This window comes from Erwinia aphidicola, assembly GCF_024169515.1.
Classification (GTDB): Bacteria; Pseudomonadota; Gammaproteobacteria; order Enterobacterales; family Enterobacteriaceae; genus Erwinia; species Erwinia aphidicola.
Window position 1 is genome coordinate 4538237 of sequence record NZ_JAMKCQ010000001.1, and the last position, 24793, is coordinate 4563029.

General features: G+C 57.0%; 27 protein-coding genes and 1 pseudogene. 10 read left to right on the forward strand and 18 right to left on the reverse strand.

Annotated elements, in window-relative coordinates:
- Window positions 1–109 precede the first annotated feature (109 nt).
- Window positions 110–1357: a peptidase T gene (gene pepT / locus J2Y91_RS21200; RefSeq protein WP_099754443.1), complete on the reverse strand. Its 1248-nt coding sequence runs from the start codon at window positions 1355–1357 to the stop codon at window positions 110–112.
- A gap of 90 nt (window positions 1358–1447) precedes the next feature.
- Entirely contained in the window at window positions 1448–2011 is a 564-nt protein-coding gene (locus J2Y91_RS21205; RefSeq protein WP_133623396.1) for a helix-turn-helix domain-containing protein, read from the reverse strand.
- A 100-nt stretch (window positions 2012–2111) separates the two neighbouring features.
- On the opposite strand from J2Y91_RS21205, the gene J2Y91_RS21210 reads away from it, so the two are divergent.
- Entirely contained in the window at window positions 2112–3284 is a 1173-nt protein-coding gene (locus J2Y91_RS21210; protein ID WP_133623395.1) for a benzoate/H(+) symporter BenE family transporter, read from the forward strand.
- On the opposite strand, the gene cobB is transcribed toward J2Y91_RS21210, so the two are convergent.
- The 5 genes from cobB to lolC form a co-directional block, all read right to left on the reverse strand.
- The gene (gene cobB / locus J2Y91_RS21215; RefSeq protein ID WP_133623394.1) at window positions 3234–4145 is read right to left on the reverse strand and encodes a Sir2 family NAD+-dependent deacetylase; all 912 of its coding nucleotides are present in this window, start codon (window positions 4143–4145) and stop codon (window positions 3234–3236) included. The genes J2Y91_RS21210 and cobB overlap by 51 nt on opposite strands.
- Window positions 4146–4236: 91 nt before the next feature.
- Window positions 4237–5163 (reverse strand): N-acetylglucosamine kinase, encoded by a 927-nt coding sequence (nagK, locus tag J2Y91_RS21220; RefSeq protein WP_133623393.1) that lies wholly within the window; start codon window positions 5161–5163, stop codon window positions 4237–4239.
- 60 nt (window positions 5164–5223) lie between these two features.
- Window positions 5224–6468, reverse strand: a complete 1245-nt coding sequence (gene lolE / locus J2Y91_RS21225) for a lipoprotein-releasing ABC transporter permease subunit LolE (RefSeq protein ID WP_099754440.1) — start codon at window positions 6466–6468, stop codon at window positions 5224–5226.
- Window positions 6468–7172, reverse strand: coding sequence for a lipoprotein-releasing ABC transporter ATP-binding protein LolD (lolD, locus tag J2Y91_RS21230; protein WP_048916339.1), 705 nt, complete (start codon window positions 7170–7172; stop codon window positions 6468–6470). Before lolD ends, lolE begins: the two co-directional genes overlap by 1 nt.
- The gene (lolC, locus tag J2Y91_RS21235) at window positions 7165–8364 is read right to left on the reverse strand and encodes a lipoprotein-releasing ABC transporter permease subunit LolC (protein WP_133623392.1); all 1200 of its coding nucleotides are present in this window, start codon (window positions 8362–8364) and stop codon (window positions 7165–7167) included. Before lolC ends, lolD begins: the two co-directional genes overlap by 8 nt.
- A gap of 458 nt (window positions 8365–8822) precedes the next feature.
- On the opposite strand from lolC, the gene J2Y91_RS21240 reads away from it, so the two are divergent.
- Entirely contained in the window at window positions 8823–10217 is a 1395-nt protein-coding gene (locus tag J2Y91_RS21240; RefSeq protein WP_133623391.1) for a GGDEF domain-containing protein, read from the forward strand.
- Window positions 10218–10268: 51 nt separating this feature from the next.
- Here the strand turns inward: J2Y91_RS21240 and J2Y91_RS21245 are convergent, their stop codons facing one another.
- The 6 genes from J2Y91_RS21245 to J2Y91_RS21270 all read right to left on the reverse strand — a co-directional run bounded on the left by J2Y91_RS21245 (window position 10269) and on the right by J2Y91_RS21270 (window position 14391).
- On the reverse strand, window positions 10269–10532 hold the full coding sequence (locus J2Y91_RS21245; RefSeq protein WP_048916342.1) for a hypothetical protein: 264 nt from the start codon (window positions 10530–10532) through the stop codon (window positions 10269–10271).
- Window positions 10533–10665: 133 nt separating this feature from the next.
- Window positions 10666–12414 (reverse strand): putative phage tail protein, encoded by a 1749-nt coding sequence (locus J2Y91_RS21250; RefSeq protein ID WP_133623390.1) that lies wholly within the window; start codon window positions 12412–12414, stop codon window positions 10666–10668.
- Between the two features lie 267 nt (window positions 12415–12681).
- The gene (locus J2Y91_RS21255; RefSeq protein WP_133623389.1) at window positions 12682–12981 is read right to left on the reverse strand and encodes a hypothetical protein; all 300 of its coding nucleotides are present in this window, start codon (window positions 12979–12981) and stop codon (window positions 12682–12684) included.
- Window positions 12978–13292, reverse strand: coding sequence for a DUF7940 domain-containing protein (locus J2Y91_RS21260; protein WP_396018888.1), 315 nt, complete (start codon window positions 13290–13292; stop codon window positions 12978–12980). The genes J2Y91_RS21255 and J2Y91_RS21260 overlap by 4 nt, the downstream gene beginning before the upstream one ends.
- Before the next feature lie 29 nt (window positions 13293–13321).
- A complete protein-coding gene (locus J2Y91_RS21265; RefSeq protein WP_133623388.1) occupies window positions 13322–13789 on the reverse strand; it encodes a glycoside hydrolase family protein in 468 nt (155 codons plus the stop codon).
- A gap of 230 nt (window positions 13790–14019) precedes the next feature.
- Entirely contained in the window at window positions 14020–14391 is a 372-nt protein-coding gene (locus tag J2Y91_RS21270) for an antiterminator Q family protein (RefSeq protein ID WP_133623387.1), read from the reverse strand.
- 91 nt (window positions 14392–14482) lie between these two features.
- Between J2Y91_RS21270 and J2Y91_RS21275 the strand changes: the two genes are divergently transcribed.
- From J2Y91_RS21275 to J2Y91_RS21285, 3 genes are all read left to right on the forward strand, one after another.
- Entirely contained in the window at window positions 14483–14767 is a 285-nt protein-coding gene (locus J2Y91_RS21275) for a hypothetical protein (protein WP_133623386.1), read from the forward strand.
- Window positions 14768–14913: 146 nt separating this feature from the next.
- On the forward strand, window positions 14914–15471 hold the full coding sequence (locus J2Y91_RS21280) for a LexA family transcriptional regulator (RefSeq protein ID WP_133623385.1): 558 nt from the start codon (window positions 14914–14916) through the stop codon (window positions 15469–15471).
- 392 nt (window positions 15472–15863) lie between these two features.
- Window positions 15864–16136, forward strand: coding sequence for a hypothetical protein (locus tag J2Y91_RS21285; RefSeq protein ID WP_133623384.1), 273 nt, complete (start codon window positions 15864–15866; stop codon window positions 16134–16136).
- 44 nt (window positions 16137–16180) lie between these two features.
- Here J2Y91_RS21285 and J2Y91_RS21290 read toward each other — a convergent pair whose 3' ends face one another.
- From J2Y91_RS21290 to J2Y91_RS21300, 3 genes are all read right to left on the reverse strand, one after another.
- Complete coding sequence (locus J2Y91_RS21290) at window positions 16181–16339, reverse strand: YciX family protein (protein ID WP_166643173.1); 159 nt, start codon at window positions 16337–16339, stop codon at window positions 16181–16183.
- A 261-nt stretch (window positions 16340–16600) separates the two neighbouring features.
- Window positions 16601–17557, reverse strand: a complete 957-nt coding sequence (locus tag J2Y91_RS21295; RefSeq protein WP_048916349.1) for a chemotaxis protein — start codon at window positions 17555–17557, stop codon at window positions 16601–16603.
- Between the two features lie 347 nt (window positions 17558–17904).
- On the reverse strand, window positions 17905–18042 hold the full coding sequence (locus tag J2Y91_RS21300; RefSeq protein WP_180276764.1) for a hypothetical protein: 138 nt from the start codon (window positions 18040–18042) through the stop codon (window positions 17905–17907).
- Window positions 18043–18448: 406 nt separating this feature from the next.
- Between J2Y91_RS21300 and yegR the strand changes: the two genes are divergently transcribed.
- The gene (gene yegR / locus J2Y91_RS21305; protein WP_133623383.1) at window positions 18449–18769 is read left to right on the forward strand and encodes a lipoprotein YegR; all 321 of its coding nucleotides are present in this window, start codon (window positions 18449–18451) and stop codon (window positions 18767–18769) included.
- Between the two features lie 82 nt (window positions 18770–18851).
- Here the strand turns inward: yegR and J2Y91_RS21310 are convergent.
- Both J2Y91_RS21310 and fliE read right to left on the reverse strand, forming a co-directional pair.
- Window positions 18852–19055, reverse strand: a pseudogene (locus J2Y91_RS21310) (IS3 family transposase); the annotation flags it as partial.
- A 397-nt stretch (window positions 19056–19452) separates the two neighbouring features.
- Window positions 19453–19764, reverse strand: coding sequence for a flagellar hook-basal body complex protein FliE (fliE, locus tag J2Y91_RS21315; RefSeq protein ID WP_133623382.1), 312 nt, complete (start codon window positions 19762–19764; stop codon window positions 19453–19455).
- Between the two features lie 241 nt (window positions 19765–20005).
- Between fliE and fliF the strand changes: the two genes are divergently transcribed.
- The 4 genes from fliF to fliI are packed head-to-tail and all read left to right on the forward strand — an operon-like array spanning window position 20006 to window position 24789.
- Window positions 20006–21757, forward strand: coding sequence for a flagellar basal-body MS-ring/collar protein FliF (gene fliF, locus J2Y91_RS21320; protein ID WP_133623381.1), 1752 nt, complete (start codon window positions 20006–20008; stop codon window positions 21755–21757).
- Window positions 21754–22746 (forward strand): flagellar motor switch protein FliG, encoded by a 993-nt coding sequence (gene fliG, locus J2Y91_RS21325; RefSeq protein WP_048916353.1) that lies wholly within the window; start codon window positions 21754–21756, stop codon window positions 22744–22746. The genes fliF and fliG overlap by 4 nt, the downstream gene beginning before the upstream one ends.
- Complete coding sequence (gene fliH, locus J2Y91_RS21330) at window positions 22739–23428, forward strand: flagellar assembly protein FliH (protein ID WP_133623380.1); 690 nt, start codon at window positions 22739–22741, stop codon at window positions 23426–23428. The genes fliG and fliH overlap by 8 nt, the downstream gene beginning before the upstream one ends.
- Window positions 23428–24789 carry a flagellar protein export ATPase FliI gene (gene fliI / locus J2Y91_RS21335; RefSeq protein WP_048916355.1) on the forward strand — a complete coding sequence of 454 codons (1362 nt, stop codon included), beginning with the start codon at window positions 23428–23430 and terminating at the stop codon, window positions 24787–24789. Before fliH ends, fliI begins: the two co-directional genes overlap by 1 nt.
- Window positions 24790–24793 lie beyond the last annotated feature (4 nt).

The following is a 24793-nucleotide window of genomic DNA, read 5'->3' on the forward strand; positions in this document are numbered from 1 at the left end:
CCCTCTTTTCCGGTCCGCCCGCAGATCCCGCCGTGGACACGGGGCGACCGAAACAATAGGTCGCCCCCTACGAAATCTTGCCGTCGTAGGGGCGGACCCTCTTTTTCGGTCAGCCCGCAGACCCTGCCGTTTTCGCCTGTTCCGCCGCCAGCGCCGCAATGCGCACAATCACCTGTACGGCCCGCTCCATATTATCCAGCGAGGCAAATTCATGCCTGCCGTGATAGTTGTAGCCGCCGGTAAACAGGTTCGGGCATGGCAAGCCCATAAATGACAGCTGCGCACCATCGGTGCCGCCGCGGATCGGTTTCACCTGCGGGGTAATATCGCAGTCGCGCATCGCCTGCAGCGCCAGCTCGATACTCTGCGGGCAGGCTTCCACCTTTTCACGCATATTGTAATAGCTGTCCTCGACCAGCAGCTCAATCCCCGCCGCGGCAGGCAGCGTCTGTTCCAGCCGTGCGGCGATTTCCGCCAGCAGCTGCTTACGCTGGCTGAAGCCGCTGCGCGAGAAGTCACGCACAATGTAGTGCAGCTCGGCACGATCGACCGCGCCCTTGATCCCGTGCAGATGGTAGAAGCCTTCGTAACCGGCGGTTTTCTCCGGTACCTCATCTTCCGGCAGCTCACGGTGGAAACGCATCGCCACGTCCAGCGCGTTAACCATTACCCCTTTTGCAGTTCCGGGATGCACATTATTGCCGGTGATCTTTACCGTCACCGAGGCCGCATTAAAGTTCTCGTACTCGAACTCGCCCATGCCACCGCCGTCAACGGTATAGGCCCAGTCAGCGCCGAATGCCGCCACGTCAAAGTTGTGAATGCCTTTACCAATCTCTTCATCAGGGGTGAACGCTACGCGCACTTCACCATGCTCAACGCCGCCCTGCGTTAAGTGCGCCAGCGCGGTCATGATCTCGGCAATACCGGCTTTATCATCAGCGCCGAGCAGGGTTTTGCCATCGGTGGTGATCAAGGTATGGCCGATCAGCTCGTGCAGCACCGGGAACATCACCGGGGAGAGGATCTCATCGCCAACGCCGAGCGCGATATCGCCCCCGCGGTAGTTTTCAATCACCTGCGGATTGACGTTTTTGGCGGTAAAATCCGGCGAGGTATCCATATGCGAGATAAACCCGATCGCCGGCGTCGGCCAGCTGACGTTGGACGGCAGCGTCGCCATGACAATACCCTGCTTGCTGCAGCGGATATCCTGCATGCCAAGCGCTCTCAGCTCTTCACACAGTATCTGCGCCAGGCGTAGCTGCCCCTCGGAGCTGGGTATCTGACGCACGTTAACTTTTGATTGCGACTCCACGGATACATAGTTTAAGAAGCGATTGAGTAAATTGTTCATCTGTCGTCCCTCTGAATGCCAGCGTTTATTATGGGTAGCCGTACCAGGGCAAATATTGTTTCAAATCACTTTGCGTCGGTGAACGCGTGACTAACGCCGGGGATAATGAATCAGATCATGAAAACGCACTTTTTCATTACCCACATTATGGTAGCTGTGCACGCAGTCGGCCTGAAAGCGCAGCGCCTCCCCCCTGCCCAGCCGCTGAACCTGACCATCAACCACCAGTTCCAGCGCCCCTTCCAGCACAATAACATGTTCTATCACGCCCTTCTCATGGGCGGCGGATTCACTCAGCGCGCCGGGTGCCAGTTCAATCACCAGCATTTCGAAGCGTAGCTCAGCATCGAAAGGAAACAGTGAAACGATCTGCATCCCGTTCCCCGCCGGTGAATAGCCCGGCAGAAGGGATTCACGGCGCGGAGCGCGATCATCATCGGCGGCGACCGGTTCAATAAACAGAGAGAACGGCAGATTAAAACCGGTGGCGATTTTCCATAGCGTGGCGATTGTCGGGCTGGACTCGGCGCGTTCAATCTGCCCGAGCATCGCCTTACTCACCCCAGTGATCTGAGCCGCATGGCTCAGACTCCAGCCGCGCAGCGTACGCTGCTGCTTTAGCGTGTTGGCCAGATAATGTTGCAGAGCGTCCACAATGTTCCTCCCGCGATCTTTTGCCGAGTATAGCCGCTTGTACGTTATAACGCACGATGCTACCTTGTGCGTTATAACGTACAACCTGCGGAAACCGTATATGCGCCCTCCACTCACGCTCAGCCATCTGACCTTTCCCGCGATTGTTGCCGGGTTCGTCGCCGTACTGGTGGGCTACACCAGCTCCGCGGCCATTATCTTTCAGGCCGCCGCTGCCGCCGGGGCCAGCCCCCTGCAAATTGGTGGCTGGCTGACCATGCTCGGGCTGGGGATGGGCGCCACATCGCTTGGGCTGTCGCTGTGGTATCGCACTCCGGTGCTTACCGCCTGGTCAACCCCCGGGGCTGCGCTGCTGGTGACCAGCCTGCCCGGCACGCCGCTGAATGAAGCGATAGGGGTATTTATTTTTGCCTCCGCGCTGATCCTGATCTGCGGCGTAACGGGGCTGTTTGCGCGCGTGATGAACGCGATTCCGCAGGCGATCTCGGCGGCAATGCTGGCCGGTATTTTGCTGCGCTTCGGCATGGATGCCTTTGGCGCTCTGCAGGTTAACTTCGCGCTCAGCGGCAGCATGTGCCTGGTCTACCTGCTGGCAAGAAGGCTGCTGCCGCGTTATGCCATCATCCTGACGCTGCTGGCCGGGCTGCTGGTGGCGGCCATTCAGGGCAATATCCACGTTATGCCGGGGCAAAGCAGGGTTATGCCACAGTTTATTGCGCCATACTTCAGCCTCTCCAGCCTGCTCGGCATCGGTATTCCGTTCTTTGTGGTGACGATGGCTTCGCAGAATGCGCCCGGCATCGCCACGCTGAAAGCGCACGGCTATACGCTGCCGGTGTCGCCGCTGATCGCCTGGACCGGGCTGACCGCCCTGCTGCTGGCGCCCTTTGGCGGTTTCACCGTCTGTATCGCCGCGATTACTGCCGCAATCTGCATGGGGCCGGAGGTGCACAGTGACCCGCAGCGGCGCTACTGGGCTGCGGCAGCGGCCGGGGTGTTTTATCTGCTGGCGGGGATATTTGGTGGGGCGATTGGCGGGTTATTTACCGCGCTGCCGCAGGCGATGATCCACACCATCGCCGGGCTGGCGCTGTTGGGGACCCTTGCCGCCAGCCTGCAGCGGGCGCTCAGCGATGAGAAACAGCTCGATGCAGCGGCGATCGCCTTTTTGATCACCGCTTCCGGCGTTACGCTGCTGGGCGTGGGCGCCGCGTTCTGGGGATTAATCGGCGGAGTTATCGCCCATCTGATCCTGACGCAGGCCAAACGCTGACGGCGCATCGGGACCTTTGCGCGCATCAGGCCTGGCGATATTTTCCAGCAGGTCGTGCACCCACTCCGGCACCACTTCGCTGGCCAGGCCATACTGCTTCTCTTCAAACTCGCTGCCAACCTGGCTTGGCTCCAGGTTGAGCTCAACGGTGTGCGCGCCCTGCAGCCTGGCCTCATGGACAAAACCGGCCGCCGGATAGACGTGGCCGGAGGTACCGATAGCCACAAAGTAATCCGCCTGCGCCAGCGCCTGATAGATCTCATCCATCTGCAACGGCATCTCGCCAAACCACACCACGTGCGGTCGCAGCACCGACGGGAACTGGCAGCAGTGGCAGCGATCGTCCGGCTTAACGTCTTCAGTCCAGTGCAGGACCTGCCCACTGCTGACACAGCGCACTTTCAGCAGTTCGCCATGCATGTGGATCACGTTGCGGTTACCGGCACGCTCGTGCAGGTTGTCGATGTTCTGCGTGACCAGCAGGAAATGGTCACCAAGGGCGGCTTCCAGCTCGGCCAGCGCCAGATGCGCAGCGTTAGGCTGGATCGCCGGCTGCTGCAGCTGCTGGCGACGCAGATTATAGAACTGCTGCACCCGTTCAGGGTTGCGGGCGAAGCCTTCGGGCGTGGCGACATCTTCGACCTTGTGCTCTTCCCACAGGCCATCGGCAGCGCGGAAGGTCTGAATGCCGGACTCGGCAGAGATGCCAGCCCCGGTCAGTACCACCACGCGCGGCAGCGGATGACGGGCTATTTCGATATTACGGTCGCGTTCGAAAATGCGCTGACGAAAACGCTGATGTACCTGGCGTCGGGTCTTCTTGTAGCGTGCCAGCCTTAAGCGGCGACGAGGTGTACGCATAACCAAATCCTCTAATCCTTAGAACCTGTCCCATCAGGCTATTTTACTTGCCGTTTTGAACCTGAGCAGTGCTCAAAATTGTCTGCGACAATTACGCCTGTTGGGACAGGTTCTTAATGTGCAGGAATGCGGCACCGCGCATTCCGCCTGCGTCTCCATGACGTGCCTTTGCAAAGCGCGGGGGCCTGGCAACCGGTAACAGGTGTGGCGTTACCCGCTGCGCAAGGTCGTCATACAGCGCATCGAAATTGGACAAACCTCCGCCCAGCACTACCAGCTGGGGGTCGAGCAGCGTCAGGATGTTGCCCAGACAGACTGCCAGCAGGTCACGATAACGTTCGACGTGTGCCAGCGCGGAAGTATCTCCCTGATAATACCGGGTGATTATCTCAGGCGCACTGAGAGTCTGCTGATAAAAGTGCTGCCACAGCCATGAAAATCCTGTTCCTGAGAGATAGCCCTCAATACAGCCTTTTTTTCCACAGCCGCAGGTCAGCAGGGGGATATCACGGCCCAGCACCTCCAGCGCATCGACCGGCAGGCGCATATGTCCCAGCTCCCCGACCACGTAATTGCGCCCGGTGACCGGTTTGCCGTCAACGATCAACCCACCGCCGACGCCGGTGCCGAGGATGATCCCCAGCACCACCGGGTAGCGCTGAAATTCATCATCCCAGGCTTCCGACAGCGCAAAACAGTTGGCATCGTTATCAATGCGTACCTGACGATTCAGGCGCTGGCTAAGATCGGCACACAGCGTGCGTCCGCGTGCCGCCGGAATATTGGCGGTGAACAGCGTGCCGTCATCCGGCACCGGCAGCCCCGGCACGCCCAGCCCGACGCTGCCCTGCAGCCCGCAAAACGCATCGGCCTCAAGCGTTAACTGCTCCAGCAGCGCCAGCAGCTGCGGATAATCATTCTGCGGCGTGGCAACGCGCTGCTGCCAGACCAGCTGGCGCTGAGCGTCATACACTCCAAGGGCGATTTTGCTGCCGCCAATATCAAAGCCGTAATACATGCTGCCCCCGCGATGATTAACCGCTGCCTTACTGTCCACTGTACTTATTGACCGCTGTACTTATTGACCACTTAGCACGCGCGCCGGGTCGATGCGGCTGGCGCGGCGTGCCGGATACCAGCTGGCGATCAGGCTCAGCAACAGGGAGGTCACCAGCACAATGCCAACGTCGCCCCAGTGCAGCTCGGAAGGCAGGAAGTCGATAAAGTAAATATCCCCCGAAAGGAAATGATAGCCAGTCAGCGCTTCAATCGCATGAATGATCGGTGTCAGATTCAGGGCGGCCAGCACGCCCACCACCACGCCGCTGACGCTGCCCACCAGCCCGGCCAGCAGGCCGTACCAGACAAAGATGGCGCGAATTAAGCCATCTTTAGCCCCGAGGGTGCGCAGCACGGCAATGTCGCCGCTCTTATCTTTCACTGCCATCACCAGCGTGGAGACAATGTTGAAGCAGGCCACGCCGATCACCAGCACCATCGCCAGGTACATAATGGCGCGGATCATCTGGATGTCGCGGTACATATAGCCGTAGGTGCCAATCCAGCTGCGGATATAGACGGTAGCGTGGGTGACTTCGCCCGCCGCCCGCACCACGCTCATCGCGCTAAAGGGATCGGTGGCCTTCAGGGCAATCCCGGTGACGCTGTCGCCCATGCTCAGCAGCTGCTGCGCGTCGGCCAGCGGCACCAGCGCCAGACTGTGGTCGAGCATGCCGCTCAGCTTGAGGATACCCGCCACCTGCAGGCGCACCCGCTTTGGCTGCAGCAGCTTATGCCCGGCGTCGCTGTTGGGGATCATGATCGTCAGCCAGTCGCCCTGCTTAACCTTCAGGCTATCGGCAACGCCCTGCCCCAGCAGGATCTGCTGCTTGCCTGCGGCGAAGCTGGCCCAGGCATTATTCTGCACGTAGGAGGGCAGCGCGCTGAGCTGGCTCTCCTGCTGAGGGTCAACGCCCTTCACCTGCACGGCTTCCAGCTTGCTGCCGCTCTCGATCAGACCGGTAAAATTGATATAGGGTGCGGCGGCGGCCACGCCCGGCACCTGGCGGATCTTCGGCAACATCGCCTGCCAGCCGGCAAACGGCTGATCCTGCGGTTCAATCTCGCCGTGCGGCACCACCGCCAAAATACGGTTGTTCAGCTCGCGCTCGAAGCCGTTCATCGCACTCAGCCCGACAATCAGTACCGCCACGCCGAGCGCGATACCGACGGTGGAGATCACCGAGATCAGCGAAACCATGCCGCCGCGGCGACGGCCGCGGCTAAAGCGCAGGCCGAGCAGTAAAGAGAGAGAGCCGGCCATCAGAGGCTACCTGCCAGTTGCACCTGGTCGCTCAGCACGCCGTCGCGCATCTCCATCTGGCGCTGCATGCGTTTCGCCAGGCTCAGGTCGTGCGTCACCACCAGGAAAGCGGTGCCCTGAGTCTGGTTCAGCTCACCCAGCAGCTCAAAAATGGCATTGGCATTGCGTGCATCGAGGTTGCCGGTCGGTTCATCCGCCAGCACCAGGCGCGGGCTGTTGACCAGCGCCCGGGCGATAGCCACGCGCTGACGCTCGCCGCCGGAGAGCTCTGCCGGGCGGTGCGCAGCACGATGATCCAGGCCAACCGCTTTCAGCATCGCCAGCGCCTTCGCCTGCGCCCCGGCCTTCGCCGTTTTGCCAATCAGCAGCGGCATCGCGACGTTTTCCAGCGCGCTAAAGTCCGGCAGCAGGTGGTGGAACTGGTAGATAAAGCCAAGTTCGCGGTTGCGCAGCTCGGCCTTGGCCGCTGACGACATGGCGTTCAGCGATTTGCCGTCAAACACCACCTCACCGGAGGTAGGGGTATCCAGCCCGCCCAGCAGGTGCATCAGGGTACTTTTACCGGAGCCGGAGCTGCCGACAATCGCCATCATTTCACCCGGCTTCACGCTGAAGGATACGTTGCGCAGGACATCGGTCTGCACGCTGCCTTCCTGATAGCGTTTACACAGGTTGTCGCACTGCAACAGGATGTTGTTACTCATAACGTAAAGCCTCAGCGGGTTGAACGGCGGCCGCGCGCCAGGAAGGGTAAAGCGTGGACAGCAGCGCCACCACAATCGCCGTAACGGTGATGGTGGCAACCTGCGTCAGAGAGATATCGACCGGAAGCGCGGCGCCATCAAGGAAGGCACCGATAACCGGCATTAAATTATTTAGCTGGCTGGCCAGCAGTACGCCCAACAGCGCGCCCAGCACCGCGCCCACCACTCCGGCGGTCGCACCCTGCACCATAAACACGGCGACAATCTGGCGACGCGTCAGCCCCTGGGTTTGCAGGATAGCCACTTCACCCTGCTTCTCCATAATCATCAGGCCAAGCGAGGTGACGATATTAAAAGCGGCAACGGCGACGATCAGGCTGAGCAGCAGCCCCATCATATTTTTCTCCATCTTCACGGCCTGGAACAGTTCGCCCTTGCGCTCGCGCCAGTCTTTCCACACCAGCCCTTTCGCCAGCGGCTGCTGGCTGATGGTGTCGACCTGCAGCGGCTTATCCAGCCACAGACGCCAGCCGGTGATATTGCCTGCCGGGTAACGCATCAGGCGCGACGCATCCTGCTGGTTGACCAAAATCTGGTAGCCATCGACATCGCTGTTAGCGGCAAAGGTGCCGATCACGGTAAACAGACGCTGGCTGGGAATGCGGCCCATCGGGGTGAACTGGCTGGCGGATGGCACCATCAGGCGGATTTTATCGCCGCGCTGCACGCCCAGCTGATGCGCCAGCTGCTCGCCGACGATGGTATTGTACTGGCCCGACTGCAGCTGCTGCTGACGCACGTTATAGAGATACGGTGCCAGCGGGTCCGGCTCATCGGGGTTAATCCCCAGCATAACGCCAACGCCCACGCTGGCGGCGCTCTGCATCACCACTTCCCCGGTGGAAAGCGGCGTAATGCGGCTGACGCCGGAGAGATGCAGGCTGCTGGCAGGGGTCTGCTGCGGGTTGATGGAGCCGCTGTCGCGGGTAATTAACGCCTGCGGCATCAGCCCGAGGGTGTTTTTTTCCAGCTCGTGCTCAAGCCCGTTCATTACGGAAAGCACGGTAACCAGCGCCATCACGCCCAGCGTAATGCCAATGGCAGAGAGCCAGGAGACAAACCGGCCGAAGCGGTCTGAGGCGCGCCCGCGCATATAGCGCAGGCCGATAAATAAGGCGACAGGTTGATACATGACATCCGTCTTTTAATGGCCGAAACAATTGCTGGGGATAATAAAGGTTAGTCCGGCGTTATGGAACCACTAAGCCTCTGACTGCGCGCATTGTTTTGTCAATTACTGAAACATTTCAGCGCCGTGGGTCACTGTACCAGGAATTCTCCCAAACCTTCTGATGCCCGACTTTTTTATTCGATCGCGCCGTTTAATTGCGTTATATGTGGCACCACCTAACGGAACCAGCCATCCAGCGCATTCATTTAGCTTAACTTTAGCCGCTCACGCAGCGCATATCACTGGCTCCAAAGGCACCTGGATTAATCTTAAGAAATTGCTTTCAGCAGGGTTGTCGCGTATGTTGTGTGCGCATAAAATTACGCCAGCCCTCAGATCGCAGTCTGTTGTCAACCTGAAGCCAGCCCTTAAATTCGACCGTCCATAAGCGATCCGTTTTAACCGTCCTGAGCCTAAAGATGCCAAAGTATAAAAATAATGTTAATCGGGCAGTCATCCTCTTTGTCCTCGCTATGCTGCTGTCGATTATCGGCCTTGAGGCGCGTAACCTCGGTTCGTTGTCACTTTTCTGGCCGGGCAACGCGATACTGCTTGGGCTGCTCATTCGCTTTCCTTCGCTGGACAAACGCAGCACGCTGCTCACGCTCTTTTTGGGTATCCTCAGCGCGGACATACTGTACGGCACGCCCCCGATCATTGCTGTTGGCCTTGATGGGGCAAATATTCTCTTTATTGCCTGCGCGCGCTGGATACTGCTGACCAACCACTTTACCCGCGGTTACCCCCGCCGCCTGCAGGCGCTGCTGCACGTTTTCCCGGCCTCACTGTTCGGTGCCGCCGGCTGTGCGCTGGTCGGTGCGATTGTCAGCGAGCGCTACTTTGAGGATGAGCTGTTTAAGGCCTGGTTCTCATGGTTCTCCGAGCAGATGTCGACCTCCATCCTGCTGCTGCCGCTGGTCATTAGCCTGCCGCGCCGCGATGAGCTGGCTCAGCTGGCCAGCGCCCTGCGTGAATGCACCGTGCTGCCGCTGGTTGCGCTGATTGCCACCACTCTGGCCGGTACCTGGGTTGGCGGCGGCGGCAGCATGCTGTTTCCCCTGCCCGCGCTGCTGTGGTGCGCCATCAGCTACCCGCTGTTTATCACCTGCTTCCTGACGATGATCACCGGAATTAGCGAGATCATCCTGGTGGCGGGCAACGTGCTTAATATTCAGGGCAAGGACGATCTGTTCCGCATCGATTCTCTCTCTTCTGCCCGCCTCGGCGTGGCGGCCATGCTGATCAGCCCGCTGATTGTGGCACTGAGCAGCACTTCCAATAAAAAGCTGGTCGCGCGCATCACTAAGCGCGCCGACTATGACTTTTTAACCGGCGCACTGACGCGCAGCGGGCTCTCCTCAAAACTTGAAACGCTGGTGACGCCCCGCAATCGCCCGCACGGCTTTTTCGGCGCGGCGTTTTTGATCGATATCGACCGCTTTAAAAATATCAACGACACCTACGGCCACGCCGCCGGGGATTTTGTGCTGGCGAAAACCGTCGAGTGCATCCGCCAGTCGCTGCAGCAGACCGCGCTGGTGAGCCGAATGGGCGGTGAAGAGTTTTTGGTATTAATCGAAGGGATTTCTCAGCCGCGCGCGTTTCTGCTGGCGAATCGCCTGCGCCACAGCATTGAACAAAACAGCATTATGCTGAACGGCAACGATCTGAGCGTGACGGTGAGTATTGGGATTAGCACGGTCAACCTGAAGAACGTCAACAGCCTGGATGAGTCAATCAAACAGGCTGATGAACAGTTGTATCTTGCGAAGAGTAGCGGGCGAAATCAGGTTCGCCCGGAGTTTGTTCTGTAGGGGCCAGGTTTGCCCGGCCCGCTATAACTTAGCGCGGTTTCACCCGCTGCATCAGGCTTCGTTTTCGATGCGGTTAGCTTCGATTTCGAAGTCCTGGATGGCGGCGTCTAACGCCTCCAGCAAAGTCCCCTGCTGATTCAGCAGCTGGTTAATCTTTTCCGCAGCTGACGGATCTTTATACTCGCCCTCATCAAAGGCCAGCCACTGGCTGGAGAGCGTCTCAGTATTGGTCTGCGCGTAATGGCGCATCTCTTTTAGCTGTGAAGTCACGTCGCGTAAGTGTTCAGTCTGCGTTTTGCTTTCGATCTCACTCATGGATATTTCCTTTCATAGTTAAAAGATGACTACATAAATCGGACCGAAGCGGTGCCAGAAAGTTCACAACAAATTTCCATCAACTCCAAAAAAAGCAAAAAAAAGGCCGGGTAGCCCGGCCTTAACTCTCTGATTAATAATAAGCAATTTTACGATCCGTGCCGTTGATATTAACGGTGATATATCCGGCTGCGGTGGTGGTGGTAGGCGCCGTCGCCGGGGTGGTTGCCAGCGTCAGCACCCCTTTCTCGTTGGCCCCTACGCCTGCCAGCCCGTTGTGCATGCTCATGCGTGCCGCGGGCGTGTTGGTGCCGATGGTGGTGATATCGGTGGTCTCCGTTAAGTCCGGGGTAAACAGTGAGCACTCGCCGGACTCAAAGCGCGTTGGCCCGGTGGATTTCAGGTTAAACATGGTATCGCCGCTGGCGGCCTTCAGCTTCACCCAGATCTCCGTGGTGGTCACGCCGATGCGGTTATACTTGATATCCAGCACTGCCGGGGTGCCATGATGACGAATATCCGCATAAATCGCCGTGGCGCAGCGTGAGATACCGAGATAACTGGAGCAGGAGGAGACCGACGTGACCGGGCTACCCGCCGTGCCGGTTACCGCATCGCTGGAGACCTTGCCAATCATCTCAATAATCCACTGCTGATTCTCTTTCGGCATAAACACCTTGCCGAGCTTGTACCATTTGTCGGCGCTGGAGGTATTGGTAATTTTGTAGCCGGTATACCAGCCGGCCCGCATCGAACCGGTCATCAGCGTGCCGAAACTCTCCTCGCGCCGCCATCCCGCCTCATAGCCGGACAGCCAGCGTGTGGTGCTGGTACCCTGACTGAGCGATGCCCCAGCCTGCAGATTGAGCTGGCGCAGCTGCACTCTGGCATGGTCGAGGATCAGCGGGCTGGAGCAATCCTCAAGGCTCAGAGCATCTATCAGCCACTGACCGTTATTAAGGTCGCCCGGCGCGCGGGTATGCTCAATCCATACGTTGCGCAGTACCCCCTGCGTGACGCGCGGCATCATCAGCGTAGCGTCGCCATAGCCGTACTGGAAATTGGCATTCGACAGTTCAATGGCCGTTGAGTGGTCCCATACGCCCTTCACAGTATCCGACCAGCCGACGTCAAATACCCGGCCGTAGGTGTTAATGGTGTAGATTTGGTCGAACTTACTGTCGAGCGTATCCAGCAGTTTGAATATCGTGCCACCGTTGTTCTGGCCGCGGAAGCAGCTGATCAGAACAATTTCCCCCGCCACGGTGGTGTTTTCAAAAAACGGCTGCTGATTGGAACACATGGCGGAGGTGATCACGCTTTTATTGGCGCTGACATCCGCACTCGCCTGCCCGTTCCAGCTGATCCCCTTGATGGCCGTGCGCCGCGCCTGCACTTTAAATACCGGGCTGGTCGATTTGTCAGAGATAATCGTCGTGCGCGGAATGCCGCCCTGCGGATTGCTATCGCCGTACAGGTAGAAGAACGGCAGTTCGCTGGCCGAAAGGTCAATGGGATTGATCAGGAACTTGCCGCCCGGAAAACGGACCCCAAGATCCTTACAGCTGCTGCTACAGGTCTGCGCCCAGCTCATCATCAGCTTAAATGCCCCACTGTCATCGGTATAGCCATCGCCTTTGGCGCCGAAGTGCAGGATATTGACCTCGTCGTAGTCGTTAATTACACGCTTCCAGTAAAAGCCGCTGCCGACCGCCAACGTTCCGCTATCATCCGCAGGAAGCGTGGTCGTGACAAATCCGACAAAATTACCGCCGCCGCGGAAGGTGGAGTCTTTATCGTAATACCGTTTGAGCAGGGCAATATCGCCAGATTTAGCCGGCGCGGTAGTACGTAATTCAGCAAATGAGTTAACTTCAATCATAATAACCTCCTGGCGGCGCGCACGGGCAGACCGCCTTATTAAGGGTAAATTAGCAGAATGAGCGGGGAGAGAAAGATAACTAAATTCCTGTCACCTCCTGGCAGATAATTAAATCCGCGGATCTATTTTTTATTACCACAAAGCGAAACCCACAGATCGTTATGGGTATTAATCTGCCTGACGGTTCTGATATCCATCAGCTGGGCATCCTGGTTGTGGGTATATATCGGCGAAAATAACGTACAGCTTGCGTCGGAAATCACTTCGTTATTTATCGTCGGCGTGGAATGGCGACTGCTGCATCCTGCGGCGAGCGTCACCGTCAGTAACAGCAGCATTGTCTGCTTGAACACGTTTTGCCTCCTGACTGTTAGCGGCCTGTTGTTTAGCAACGGCCGAGATTTGCTGCGCACTCTTTTGCGCGGCGGCAATATCGGATGTCGCGCGCTGCTGGCTCTTGCCGACCTGCCTGCCGCCAAACCATGCGGCAACAAAGGCCGCCACCACGGCGCCAATGGCCAACAGCCCACTCCAGCCGCCGCTGACCAGCGAAATTAGTGTGCTCATACTTTGCCTCCTGCGAGGGTATCACGCTGTTTAGAGAGGTTTTTCTGGCGGATAAACTGCGCCATCACCGCCATCGCCACCATAAATGCGCCGATCATGCCGAGGAAGTTATGCGGCAGCCACGATTTCACATCCTCAGGCAGCGTACTCCAGGCGCTAAGCGCCGAGTCAGGAAATGACTGCACCCAGGCACTGAGCGCGGAGCCAGCCGAGGCCAGCCACACCGACCAGGTCTTAAACAGCAGGCGGGCGTGATTGACCACCACAACTTTGCCGCAATGCACAAACAGCAGCACCGCCAGCGCCAGCATCGCTACCAGCAGAATAAATAAGGTGAATTTCATAGAACCTCCTGATAACTGGCATAAGTGCCGCTGCGCATCATCTCTGCCTGCCGCTGCGCGCGCTTCGGCGTCTGGCGCGCCCACAGGCTGGCGAGCATCGCCTCTGCGGCTCCGCTGAAGTTGCCGTTGGCAATCATCAGCAGGGTATTTTTAAAGGCCGCCAGCCCGTCCACCCCCAGCTGGTAAGCCATGCTGTAAAGCACATCGCTGCGCGGAGGATTACACTGGCGCAGCGCGGCCAGCATCGCCGGGCGCTGCTTCATTTCAGCAATTTTGCTGTTAAGCATCAGCTGCATCCAGACATCGCCAACGGTGCGCGGCAGCGTGAAGGTGTAATTTTCCAGCGCCGCCCCTTTCGGACCGAGTTTAATTCCGCAGCCAACGGTGGGATATCCCTCGCTATCGCGATAGGGCTGCTCTTTATATCCCTCTTCGAATACCAAAATCTGAATAATATTGCTCATCGTTCACCTCGCTTCCAACCAATAAAAAAAGGCCGCCTCAGCAACCTTATTCACTATTCAATCTGATTTTTCACTTTCACAACCGTGGCCCGACCATTTCAATAGCGCCGGGCGTTTCCCCTGATGCCGCCAATCCGACATTAACAGTCTGGATCATAAATTGCGTACGCAATCCAGAAAGTGAAATTAATCTATTTCCCTGCTGATTAATGATTAATAAATATAAGAAATCAGATCGTCTCTTCGCACTCTAATTCACACTCCAGCGCGCTTAATACGCCAGCGATAAACCCTTCGGCGGTCTGAATCTGTTTGCGGATAGTGCCGTCCGCGCAGCGGCGGCGGCGGGCGATGGCGCGCAGGGAGATCTGCCAAAGATAGTGAGCAACCAGAATGTCGTGCTGCTCGGGATGATTCTTTTTCAGACGGCTGATGCAGGCGTCGAGGATCATACCGTCATTGTCGCTACAGCTCGGGCGTTGCCCCGGGCGGGAATGCACCAATCCCCGGAACCCGGCAGCCACTGACGAATAGCCCAGACCGCGTTCACCCGTTGCCGCCCAGCCCCCCCAACGCTCCAGTAAATTTTTCATATCGCGCATGATGTGCCCCTTTTGTCAGCTGCAACCTGCCGCCAGATATCATCATCCGGCAGCAGAGACTCATTTAACACGGCGTCAGCGCGGCTGAAGGATGACTGCCACGGTGACGCAGGAGTGGCAGACGATGCTGCCAGGGAGTTTGCCAGCGATTAGGCTGGACGGCCTGATTGATAAAGAGCGGGTAATCGTTGAGCGGCATGCATCCGGCAGTGCGCTACGGCGTGGCGGCACCACCCTGCAGGCACTCTGGTTTATACTGGTACTGAAAGTCGGCGATAAACTCGTCTCTTCAGCACCACAGCGAACCAGACTCGGCAACGGCAGCGGTACGCTGGGTTATGCGCTCAGAAAGCCGTTACCGACGCGCATTCAATAACTATGGTTATAGCAAAAGCGTCATTAATAGCAAATAGTATTACCACAGTTAATAGCAAAGCGTGTTTGACGAAAAATACGCATCGCTATAAATTCTGGTATATGAAACCGAATACACTCGCCTGGCGATTGAACATGGCTATGACCATGATGGGAATTACACAGGGTGCTTTAGCAAAAGCATCGGGCGTCTCACAGCCAACAATCTGGCGGCTGACAAAGGGAGAAGCAGAAGGCTCGCGCAAGCTGGTGGACATCGCCAGAGCGCTTGATATCAGCGTTGAGTGGCTGGCAAGTGGTGCTGGCGAGATGCGCGGCGGTCACGCCGGCAGCCCGATTGATAAAGTTAAAGCTGGCACTACGGTTGCCCTGTGGGACAGCAACGGTAAAACCAGCGAGCAGGTCAGTACGCCTGGCGGCGCCAGGGCGCGCAAGAGCTGGCGTGCTTACATCCTCGACCGCAACAGCGGCTGTGCGGAGGCCAGCGCAGGTAGCATCGTAATTATCGATACCGAGGTACCAGCAGAATCTGGAGATCTCGTTATGGCCAGGATGAACTCACGCATCTCGGTTTACCGTTTTCTCGAAGGCCCCTCCAACGGTTTTTTAACCGTCGATGACCCGCGTTTACCCGCCGTTGAACTGTCGGACGATGTGCAGTTAATTGGCGTAGCTATCTTTCTTATCCGCGACTTACGTCGGTAGTCGCTGACCTCCTGCTCCGGCAGGAGTGTCTCTTCGTAGTGACCGCCAGACACCCTGAATAACACAGAAACCATCAGTTTTTCCTCGCGGTGACCCATCAGCGCCCTCTCATCATGACCCTGACAGTGTTGTACAATCGATATAACTGAATAGATTAGTAAAGCTTTTGGAATCTTTGGGTCTTAATTTTCAAAAAATGACAATAAAAATATTAAAAATCAACTATTTCAACAAAATAACTCGATAACTTAAGTTATTTAATCAATAACATTTGATATTGATAATAACTATGGCTATCGTTTTTAGAGGCGGGATTCATCAGAAGCCTTAAGCTAAGGATTTCAGGTGAGCTCAGTTATCAATGGCTCTTACTCTTCTCAGCGGAGGTCAACATGGCGACAATTATCTGGAAAAGTGCGGCGCCGTCAGGAACCTGCCGCAGTCGTTACAAAGCACGACGCGCTGCGGCCGTGGCGCAACGCCGGCGCGACAAGCTGCTGCTGCGTAAAATTAGCCAGCTGCTGGACCCGCAGGCGGGGATGGGGATCGGTGGAGGAATGCGTCAGGCTTTTTCTGCGGCGCGCGCCTGCCAGCAGTGCGGTCTGCCGCGCCAGCTGGAGTCGCGATATTGTTCATTCTGTCAGCCGCAAGCCGGCGGTAATTAGCCTGAGAAATGAAAACAGGCCGCACCGGGCGGCCTGTCAGGCAGTTAATCGTCTGTGCGATCGTCATCTTCAAGTAAAGATTCAATAAACGTCCGTTGTGCGGGTGTTAACACCCAGTGATCCAGCGCTCCAGGCACCTTTTCATCCCCGGACTCTGCACTGCCAGGTAATTCAGCAGGTGTTTTTTTATCGTCGTTGTCCATAATATCTTATCAATGAACACAGGCCAGCAAGCGAATCCAGCCCGAAACGGCATGCTTTGCATCTGGCATTTGTTCGAAACCCTCACCAACCCCAGCTCGCCTCCCCTCATTCTGCTAATGACGATTTCATTTTAGGATCTTTCCAGCTTGTGATAAGTGAATAATTCTGATGTGTGCTGTCGCACAGGGAATAGCGCGCCGTCGCCAGGGTGACAGCGGCGTCAGAGGGAGCGGCAGGCGCGGAGTCCTGCCGCTGAAGGCTTACTCGACGGCGTCTTCCAGCACCTGGTGGATCACCGCCGAGAGCTGATTGATTTCGAATTTCGCCACATAGCCATTGGCTCCGACCTTGCGCACATGGTCTTCGTTGGCGCTGCCGGACAGAGAGGAGTGGATCACTACCGGGATATTTTTCAGGTTCAGATCGCTTTTGATATTGCGCGTCAGGGTAAAACCATCCATTTCTGGCATTTCCAGATCGGTGAGAACCAGTCCAATCTTATCGTGAATCGAGTGCCCTTCGGCCTGCGCTTCCTGGTGCATCTGCTTAATCTTGTTCCACGCTTCCAGCCCGGTAGTGTGCATCAGCGCCGGGATGCCCATCGCCTTCAGGCCCTGCTCCAGCATCTGACGCGCCACCTTCGAATCTTCCGCCACGATAGCCACCGCACCCGGCTTCATCTTGAAGGATTTAATCTGTATATCGCCCTCTTTAACTTCGCGCACCGAAGGGATCACGTCATGCAGGATCTGCTCCACGTCGAGCACCATCGCCATGGTGCTGTTGTTATCGAGGCAGGCAATACTGGTGATATTGCGGGTGCTGACGCCCGACTCAGCCGCATGGACCTGGCTCCAGTCAAGGCGCACGATATCTTCCACCGACTCGACGGCGAAGGCCTGGGTGCTGCGCGCATATTCAGTGACCAGCAGCAGATTAAGGCCGGTTGCCGGGGTGCAGCCCGCAACGGCAGGTAAATCGATAACCGGGATCAGCTGACCGCGAATGTTGGCCATCCCCAGCAGCGGCGACTTCATCCCCGCCGCTTTGGTGATGTTGGTCATCGGCACGATTTCGCGCAGCTTAAACACGTTAATGCCGAATAACTCAGGCTTATCTTCCTGATGAGCAGACCCCAGACGGAATAACAAAAGTTCGAACTTGTTCGATAATGCGAGATTCGCTCTCTCATCAATCTCTTTCTGAAAATTATCCATCTCTACCTCAGGTTATTATTCGTTGTTGTTGGCTTATTAGGTGCTCTGCGTGCATAGAGAGTGCACGCACTGTTCGCTATAACAACTTATCGGCAGTTCTGGAAAAAAGTGCAGGAAAGTTTTTGCGCACTCGTCACACGATCACATCATCAGACCCAAAAGGCACTTTGGCGCTGAAGGCGGGGGAATACGGTGAGGCATCACCTCAGCTCTGACAGTGAAGCGCCCCTGATGTGATGAGGAACGTTATTGAGACGGCTATGTGCCGGAGGGTGAACGGGTTGAAGTAAAGGGTGATCCCTGGCGAATTTTTGATTATTTTGCGAACAACTACTTTATTATTTTTTTCAGTGCGTTGGGTAAGGCCAGTGTGGGTCCCATCCTAGTGCTGACCAGGCCCCGGTCGCGACCATCCAGGCCAGTAGAGCCACAAACACCACAATCAATGACACTTCCATCAACCGTACAACTTTAGCCTTTCTCATCGATTAATCCTCATGAATTACAGGGTGAACGCGCCATATAACCCTAGAATGTTACCGGTAAAGTCACAATAGAAAAGGGGCTTATTTCGCGTTGAAAATGTTAAGTTTCATTTCTATAAATAAGACCTGAATATCATTTTCGCTTAAACGGAGGGCAGGATTTGACTACAGTGGGGAGGTCAGTCCATTAGACAGGTATCGACATATCATCATTAGGTTATCTGGCAGGTGTTCCCTGGGCGAGGCCAGTTTGATAATTTCAGAACCCTTCAATCCACTAAAAATTAAATGCTGAAAATCCAATGTGATAGATAGGCTTCGAGTGACTTAAAGCTTCCAGTTTACGCAGTGTTTAATTCCAAATCGTAATATAGCAGCCAACAAAACATATAAGGGATTTTGTCACATGAAAACTTCAATCATTGCTACCACTATTTTAATCGGTTCTTTTCTGACCGGATGCTCTGTGCAAAATGATAAAACACAGTTTCAAGGCCTGGGGTTAACCTATCAGTCAGATATCAAAAAGCTTGATAATGGAGACTACCTCACGGAAGTGGAAGCGGCTCCTGCTGCAGGCCGCATACAAGGTGCTGTTGGCACTGCAAATAAAAAAGCTTCTGACTTTTGCCGGGTTCAAAACAAATCAATGAAAGAGGTCAAAACGGATATCGATACACACTTGCTGGTTAATGGCGTGGCTCGCCTGACTTTCAAATGCGTCTAAATATCGCCAAGCTTCATTGCTTTTGATAAGACCTGGAGAGCCATTGTGAAGGTGGCTCTCTAACACCACATAATGTATGTGGTCAACAAAAACTGGCCTCGACTTTAGAGTTTCTCCGCAACAATCGTTCTGACTCATTCGGCGTCAAGCCACCATTATATTGATGGGGTCTACGCTGGCTGTAATATACTGTTGTTGAGTTCGTTATCGCTGCGCTGGCTTCGCTAAAATCAGCGTATCCATTATCCGACATCCACTACGTTTTCAGGCTTCTAAAAAATGCCTGGTTAGTGTTCTGTTTCGATTACTTTTGGTATCCTCTGCTTTTCGAGTGACACTTAGGGTCAATATGAAGACTTTGGTTTTTGCCTGCGCTCTGCTACTTACTGGCTGTAATACTAAATGGTCATGGGTGCCTGATCTTCCTGTAATCAGTTCCGACCACTGCCCGCCGGGCAAGGGGCCAGTAGGGACTAATCAGGATTGCCGTTAACTCATTTCAAACACTGCTCTCTGGGGGGGGATCCAAAAGATGGTCTACCAGGTCTATGGGGCCCGGATGGCTGAAACGATGACGCGCAATTGAGCCTGATGAACTCAAAACTGAACGACTTTGCCCCACTACTGCCCCACACTCACACTGGATAGCCTTATAATCTATACTATTCAGTTACTTAACTAATCTAAACCTGCATATTCATAATATCGCTGTACGCGCTGACCAGCTTGTTACGCACCTGAATACCCATCTGCATCGAGACGCTGGATTTTTGCAGGTCAACCATCACGTCGTTCAGCGACACCCCCTCTTTGCCCAGCGCAAAATCCTGCGCCTGGCTGCGCGCTGTGGTTTGCGTTTCGCTGATCTTGTTCAGCGCCGCCTTCAGCTCTGCACCGAAATCTGCCTGAGAAGTGCTGTCTGTGCTTTTACCGCCTGCCTGCAGAGCTGCTGTCTGCATGGCCTGCATCACGCTTTCAATACCCTGAATCGCCATGTTTTCTCCCAAATGGATGCTGAAGTGACTACCGACGCCGAGTAACTTAACACCGATGTCAATAAGACAAAGCCTCTAATTAGAAGTAAAAAACACAGCTTATCCGGCCATCGAATTTCCCATTTAAGAAAATAATGGCACTCCATTAAGGTGGAAATTTTTTAAGCCAGCGCATCAGGGAGTCAGTTTTGTTACGACACTACACGCAACAGTCCGGTCAACTGTCAGGCAGGAAGAAGTCATGAATGCAACTGTCACGCAGGATAATCCAGAGAAGAAGGGTCTGAACGACCTGTTCGCTCGCCTACGCGCTAATCCTCGCATCCCTCTTATTGTGGCTGCGGCGGCCGTTGTGGCCGTCATTATTGCGATGGTGCTATGGGCGAAGCAGCCGGATTATCGCGTTCTTTATAACAACCTCAGCAATGAGGATGGCGGCGCCATCGTCACGCAGCTGACCCAGATGAACGTACCCTATAAGTTCGACGATCAGGGTGGCGCGTTACTGGTTCCGGCAGCCCAGGTGCATGAACTGCGCCTGCGCCTCGCTTCACAGGGTCTGCCAAAAGGCGGCGCGGTGGGCTTTGAACTGCTGGATAAAGAGAAATTCGGCATCAGCCAGTTTAGCGAGCAGGTTAACTACCAGCGTGCGCTGGAGGGCGAGCTGGCACGCACGATTGAAACCCTCGGCCCGGTGAAAGGCGCGCGCGTGCATCTGGCCATGCCGAAACCGACGCTGTTCGTGCGCGAGCAGAAAGCCCCGTCCGCCTCCGTGACGCTGGCACTGCAGCCAGGCCGCGCGCTGGATGAAGGCCAGATCAATGCCGTGGTGCATATGGTCTCCAGCAGCGTCGCCGGTATGCCGCCGGGCAACGTGACCGTTGTCGATCAGGCTGGCCGTCTGCTGACGCAGAACGACCCGACCGGCCGTGACCTCAACGATACCCAGCTGAAATATGCCAGCGATGTTGAAGCCCGCTATCAGCAGCGCATTGAAGCCATCCTTGGCCCGATTGTCGGCAACGGCAATGTCCATGCCCAGGTCACCGCGCAGATTGACTTTAACAGTCGCGAGCAGACCGACGAGCAGTACAAACCGAACAGCAATCCTGACCAGCAGGCTATCCGCTCTCGCCAGACCAGCGACAGCGAGCAGCTGGGTGGTCAGTATCCTGGCGGCGTGCCGGGCGCGCTCTCCAACCAGCCCGCTCCGGCTAACGCGGGTCCGGTCACCACGCCGAATAACAATGCCAACGGGGCGAACGGTGCCAACGGGGCGAACGGTGCCAACGGGGCGAACGGCCAGGCGGCCAACAATGCGGCGACCAATGCCGCCACCACGACTGCGCAGAAAGCGGTGCCGTCGAACACCCGCAGCGACAACACCACCAACTACGAAGTCAACCGCACCATCCTGCACACCAAGATGAATGTCGGTGAAGTGCAGCGCCTGTCGGTGGCCGTGGTGGTGAACTACCGCGCCGATGCCGCAGGCAAACCGATTGCATTGAATGATGCTCAGCTGAAGCAGATTGAAAACCTGACCCGAGAGGCGATGGGCTATTCGGAACAGCGTGGTGACAGCCTGAACGTCGTCAACTCACCGTTTACCGAGAACGATGATGTCGGTGCCGAGCTGCCATTCTGGAAACAGCCAGGCTTTATTGACCAGATGTTTGAAGCAGGCCGCTGGTTACTGGTGCTGATTGTTGCCTTCATCCTGTACCGCAAGCTGGTGCGCCCGCAGCTACGCCGCAAGGCCGAGCAGGAGAAAGCCGCTGCCGAAGCCGCCGTGGCTGCCGCCCAGACCCGTGCCCAGGATGATGATAAAGGGGTCTCCGTCAAGCTGTCGAAAGATGAGCTTGATCAGGAACGTAAATCTCAGCACCGCATGAGTGCTGAGGTCATGAGCCAGCGAATTCGCGAAATGTCAGAAAATGACCCACGCGTGGTGGCTCTGGTTATTCGCCAGTGGATGAAGGACGAACTATGAGTCTCACCGGTACTGAAAAAAGCGCCATCCTGATGATGACCATTGGCGAAGATCGCGCTGCCGAAGTGTTTAAGCACCTCGACACCCGCGAAGTGCAGCATCTGAGCTCGGCGATCTCGAATATGCGCCAGGTGTCGCACAAGCAGCTGACCGACGTGCTGCGCGAGTTTGAGATCGATGCCGAACAGTATGCGGCGCTGAGCCTCAACTCCAACGACTATCTGCGCTCCGTGCTGATTAAAGCGCTGGGCGAAGAGCGTGCCTCTACCCTGCTGGAAGATATTCTCGAAACCCGCGAGACCACCAGCGGCATGGATACGCTGAACTTTATGGAACCGCAGGCGGCTGCCGACCTGATCCGCGACGAACATCCGCAGATCATCGCCACCATCCTGGTGCACCTGAAGCGCGGCCAGGCGGCCGATATCCTTGCTCAGTTCGACGAGCGTCTGCGTCACGATGTCATGCTGCGTATCGCCACCTTTGGCGGCGTGCAGCCGGCAGCGCTGGCGGAGCTGACCGAAGTGCTCAACGGCCTGCTGGATGGTCAGAACCTCAAGCGGGCGAAGATGGGCGGTGTGCGTACTGCGGCCGAGATTATCAACCTGATGAAAACTCAGCAGGAAGAAGCGGTTATCGAAGCGGTGCGCGAGTTCGACGGCGAACTGGCACAGAAAATCATCGACGAGATGTTCCTGTTCGAAAACCTCGTCGAAGTGGACGACCGCAGTATCCAGCGCCTGTTGCAGGAAGTGGAGTCCGAGTCGCTGCTGGTGGCGCTGAAGGGTTCCGAACAGCCGCTGCGCGAGAAGTTCCTGAAAAACATGTCGCAGCGTGCGGCCGATATTCTGCGCGACGATCTCGCCAACCGGGGTCCAATGCGTATGTCTGCGGTAGAGACCGAACAGAAAGCGATTCTGTTGATTGTTCGTCGTCTGGCCGAAAGCGGCGAGATGGTGATTGGCGGTGGCGAGGAAACCTATGTCTGATCATTCCTCCCTGCCGTGGCAGCGCTGGCAGCCTAACGATCTGGCACAGCGCGATCGGCCGCTGATTGAAGAGCTGACGATCCCGGAAGTGACGGAAGAGCCTGCCGACGATCGGCAGTTCCAGCTGGAGCAGCTTCAGGCTCAGGTGCGCAATGAAGCACAGGGCCTCGGCTATACCGAAGGTCAGCAGCGCGGCTTTGCCGAAGGCCAGAAAAGCGGTTATGACGCCGGTTTTCAGCAGGGGCTGGCGGAAGCTCAGCAGCAGCAGGCACCGTTACAGGCGCGCATGCAGCAGCTGGTTTCCGAATTCCACCACACGCTGGAAGCGCTCGACAGCGTCATCGCCTCGCGCCTGATGCAGCTGGCGCTGGAAGCCGCACGCCAGGTGATTGGCCAGGCACCCCACGTTGACGGCACCGCCCTGCTGCGCCAGATCCAGGGGATGCTGCAGCAGGAGCCGATGTTCAGCGGCAAACCCACGCTGCGCGTCCACCCGGACGATCTGCCGCGGGTGGAAACCACGCTCGGCGCTACGCTGAGCCTGCACGGCTGGCGTCTGCTCGGCGACAGCACCATTCACCCGGGCGGCTGCAAAGTCAGCGCCGAGGATGGCGACCTGGATGCCAGCATCGCCACCCGCTGGCATGAACTCTGCCGTCTGGCCGCACCGGGAGAACTGTAATGACCACTCGCCTGTCGCGCTGGCTTGGCGCACTCGACAACTTTGAACAGCGTCTGGCCCAGGTGCCCGAGGTACGTCGCTATGGCCGGCTGGTGCGCGCCACCGGGCTGGTGCTGGAAGCGACCGGCCTGCAGCTGCCGCTGGGTGCGACCTGCGTGATTGAACGTCATGACAGCCAGGGCATTGGCGAAGTCGAGAGTGAAGTGGTTGGCTTTAACGGCCAGAAACTGCTGCTGATGCCGCTGGAAGAAGTAGAAGGCATCATTCCCGGCGCGCGCGTTTATGCCCGCGTGGCAGGTGATAACCAGCACAGCGGCAAACAGTTGATGCTCGGGCCAGAACTGCTGGGGCGCGTGCTCGACGGCAGCGGTCGCCCGCTTGACGGCCTGCCTGCACCGGAAACCGGCTATCGCGCCCCGCTGATCACGCCGCCGTTTAACCCGTTACAGCGCACGCCGATCACCGACGTGCTGGATACCGGCGTGCGGGCGATTAACGCTCTGCTTACCGTCGGTCGCGGCCAGCGTATGGGGCTGTTCGCGGGTTCCGGCGTCGGTAAAAGCGTGCTGCTCGGCATGATGGCGCGCTACACCAAGGCAGACGTGATCGTGGTCGGGCTGATTGGCGAACGTGGCCGCGAAGTCAAAGACTTTATCGAAAACATTCTCGGCACCGAAGGGCGTGCGCGGGCGGTGGTGATTGCCGCCCCGGCGGATGTCTCTCCTTTATTACGTATGCAGGGTGCTTCTTACGCCACGCGCATTGCCGAAGACTTCCGCGACCGTGGCCAGCACGTGCTGCTGATCATGGATTCCCTGACGCGTTACGCCATGGCCCAGCGTGAAATAGCGCTGGCGATCGGGGAGCCGCCGGCCACCAAAGGCTATCCGCCTTCCGTGTTTGCCAAGCTGCCCGCGCTGGTCGAGCGCGCCGGTAACGGCATCGACGGCGGCGGTTCGATTACCGCCTTCTATACCGTTCTGACCGAAGGGGACGACCAGCAGGACCCGATCGCCGACTCCGCGCGCGCCATTCTCGATGGCCACATTGTGCTGTCGCGCCGCCTGGCAGAATCCGGCCACTACCCGGCTATTGATATTGAAGCCTCGATCAGCCGCGTCATGGCACACCTGATCGATGAGACGCACTACGCCCGCGTGCGCCAGTTTAAACAGCTGCTTTCCAGCTACCAGCGCAACCGCGATCTGGTCAGCGTGGGGGCGTATGCCGCCGGGACCGACCCGACGCTGGATAAAGCGATCAAACTCTACCCAGAGCTGGAGGCCTTCCTGCAGCAGGGGATGTTTGAGCGCAGTACGTTTGATGATGCCAGCCTGCATCTGCAGGCGATCTTTGGTTAAGTCT

Excerpts from the sequence above, each read along its gene's own strand:
- fliI (WP_048916355.1), top strand. The coding sequence starts at position 23,428 with ATGACCACTCGCCTGTCGCGCTGGCTTGGCGCACTCGACAACTTTGAA.
- J2Y91_RS21275 (WP_133623386.1), top strand. The coding sequence starts at position 14,483 with ATGACTGCCACGGTGACGCAGGAGTGGCAGACGATGCTGCCAGGGAGT.
- fliG (WP_048916353.1), top strand. The coding sequence starts at position 21,754 with ATGAGTCTCACCGGTACTGAAAAAAGCGCCATCCTGATGATGACCATT.
- J2Y91_RS21210 (WP_133623395.1), top strand. The coding sequence starts at position 2,112 with ATGCGCCCTCCACTCACGCTCAGCCATCTGACCTTTCCCGCGATTGTT.
- yegR (WP_133623383.1), top strand. The coding sequence starts at position 18,449 with ATGAAAACTTCAATCATTGCTACCACTATTTTAATCGGTTCTTTTCTG.
- cobB (WP_133623394.1), bottom strand. The coding sequence starts at position 4,145 with ATGCGTACACCTCGTCGCCGCTTAAGGCTGGCACGCTACAAGAAGACC.
- nagK (WP_133623393.1), bottom strand. The coding sequence starts at position 5,163 with ATGTATTACGGCTTTGATATTGGCGGCAGCAAAATCGCCCTTGGAGTG.
- J2Y91_RS21295 (WP_048916349.1), bottom strand. The coding sequence starts at position 17,557 with ATGGATAATTTTCAGAAAGAGATTGATGAGAGAGCGAATCTCGCATTA.
- fliE (WP_133623382.1), bottom strand. The coding sequence starts at position 19,764 with ATGGCGATTCAGGGTATTGAAAGCGTGATGCAGGCCATGCAGACAGCA.
- J2Y91_RS21285 (WP_133623384.1), top strand. The coding sequence starts at position 15,864 with ATGGCGACAATTATCTGGAAAAGTGCGGCGCCGTCAGGAACCTGCCGC.
- J2Y91_RS21290 (WP_166643173.1), bottom strand. The coding sequence starts at position 16,339 with ATGGACAACGACGATAAAAAAACACCTGCTGAATTACCTGGCAGTGCA.
- J2Y91_RS21260 (WP_396018888.1), bottom strand. The coding sequence starts at position 13,292 with ATGCTGGCGCTGGCGGTGCTGCTGTTTGTGCATTGCGGCAAAGTTGTG.
- pepT (WP_099754443.1), bottom strand. The coding sequence starts at position 1,357 with ATGAACAATTTACTCAATCGCTTCTTAAACTATGTATCCGTGGAGTCG.
- J2Y91_RS21270 (WP_133623387.1), bottom strand. The coding sequence starts at position 14,391 with ATGCGCGATATGAAAAATTTACTGGAGCGTTGGGGGGGCTGGGCGGCA.
- J2Y91_RS21245 (WP_048916342.1), bottom strand. The coding sequence starts at position 10,532 with ATGAGTGAGATCGAAAGCAAAACGCAGACTGAACACTTACGCGACGTG.
- lolC (WP_133623392.1), bottom strand. The coding sequence starts at position 8,364 with ATGTATCAACCTGTCGCCTTATTTATCGGCCTGCGCTATATGCGCGGG.
- lolD (WP_048916339.1), bottom strand. The coding sequence starts at position 7,172 with ATGAGTAACAACATCCTGTTGCAGTGCGACAACCTGTGTAAACGCTAT.
- J2Y91_RS21280 (WP_133623385.1), top strand. The coding sequence starts at position 14,914 with ATGATGGGAATTACACAGGGTGCTTTAGCAAAAGCATCGGGCGTCTCA.
- lolE (WP_099754440.1), bottom strand. The coding sequence starts at position 6,468 with ATGGCCGGCTCTCTCTCTTTACTGCTCGGCCTGCGCTTTAGCCGCGGC.
- J2Y91_RS21250 (WP_133623390.1), bottom strand. The coding sequence starts at position 12,414 with ATGATTGAAGTTAACTCATTTGCTGAATTACGTACTACCGCGCCGGCT.
- J2Y91_RS21255 (WP_133623389.1), bottom strand. The coding sequence starts at position 12,981 with ATGAGCACACTAATTTCGCTGGTCAGCGGCGGCTGGAGTGGGCTGTTG.
- fliF (WP_133623381.1), top strand. The coding sequence starts at position 20,006 with ATGAATGCAACTGTCACGCAGGATAATCCAGAGAAGAAGGGTCTGAAC.
- J2Y91_RS21300 (WP_180276764.1), bottom strand. The coding sequence starts at position 18,042 with ATGAGAAAGGCTAAAGTTGTACGGTTGATGGAAGTGTCATTGATTGTG.
- J2Y91_RS21240 (WP_133623391.1), top strand. The coding sequence starts at position 8,823 with ATGCCAAAGTATAAAAATAATGTTAATCGGGCAGTCATCCTCTTTGTC.
- J2Y91_RS21265 (WP_133623388.1), bottom strand. The coding sequence starts at position 13,789 with ATGAGCAATATTATTCAGATTTTGGTATTCGAAGAGGGATATAAAGAG.
- fliH (WP_133623380.1), top strand. The coding sequence starts at position 22,739 with ATGTCTGATCATTCCTCCCTGCCGTGGCAGCGCTGGCAGCCTAACGAT.